Source organism: Leptospiraceae bacterium, from assembly GCA_025059995.1.
Taxonomy (GTDB): Bacteria; Spirochaetota; Leptospiria; order Leptospirales; family Leptonemataceae; genus SKYB61.
In genome coordinates this window covers 1-1111 of record JANXCF010000012.1, presented here as the reverse complement: position 1 = coordinate 1111, position 1111 = coordinate 1, and the positions used below count along the sequence as shown (strand labels likewise).

The following is a 1111-nucleotide window of genomic DNA, read 5'->3' as shown; positions in this document are numbered from 1 at the left end:
GTTGGGGGAGGTGTGTGAGTATGCAAGTGGCATATGGGGTCCAGAAGCAGAAAATGAAGATGAAGGATATCCAGTTATTAGGTCAACGGAGATAAGTGGTATGTATATAAATCCAAACACTGCTCTGGTTAGGAAGATAAGCAAGCATATAGCGTCCAAATATACTCTAAAGGACGGGGACATTCTTGTAAATAAATCAAGTGGAAGTCCACACTTAGTAGGTTGGGCCGTCTTGTTTAAGAAAACAGACGAAAGCAAGGAATATTTATTCTCTAATTTCATGCTTCGTCTAAGAGCTAAACAAGATATCCTACTCCCCCACTTTTGCCTATACTATCTTCATAGTCCATCAGCTCGTGAAATATACCTAAAAGCCCAAGATACCACCACTGGATTGAGAAACTTAAGAGTCAGAGAATTCATCCAACTTCCCGTCCCCCTCCCCCCTCTTCAAGAACAAAAACGCATAGTCCAGAAAATACAGCAAGTATTCTCTTGCACCAAAGAGCTAAAAAGAGAAGTAGAAGAAGCAAGAAAAGAAGCGGAAGCCCTGTGGAAGTCAGTTCTCTTCCACACCTTCCCACGCCCCGGCTCAGAGCTCCCAGATGGCTGGAAGTGGGTGAAATTGGGGGAGGTGTGTAATATAAGAGCTGGAGGGACTCCGAGTAGGAGTATAGAAGAGTATTGGGGAGGAAGCATTCCATGGGTCAAAATAAGTGATATACCTGAGGATGGGCATGTTTACAAGACAGAAGAGGCAATAACAGAGGAAGGGCTTAGAAACTCATCAGCAAAGGTTTTTCCTGCAGGAACTATATTGTTTAGTATTTTTGCCACTATTGGAAAGGTTGGCATGCTTCACATAGATGCCGCAACTAATCAAGCAATAGCTGGGCTTGAGATAAAGGATGAGAGCCTTGTTGATAGAGAATATCTCTTTCACTGCTTGAAATATATGGGAAGCTATTTACAGAGTGATAGTAGAGGCATGGCTCAAAACAATATAAATCAAACAATACTCAAGGCTTTTTCCATCCCCCTCCCCCCTCTTCAAGAACAAAAACGCATAGTCCAGAAAATACAGCAAGTATTCTCTTGCACCAAAGAGCTA

At 42.5% G+C, this 1111-nt stretch carries 1 protein-coding gene; it reads left to right on the top strand.

Annotation, left to right across the window (positions count from 1 at the left end; genetic code table 11):
- Window positions 1-10: 10 nt before the first annotated feature.
- The coding region (locus tag NZ853_11510) for a restriction endonuclease subunit S (GenBank protein MCS7206311.1) at window positions 11-1111 on the top strand (1101 nt) is incomplete at its 3' end.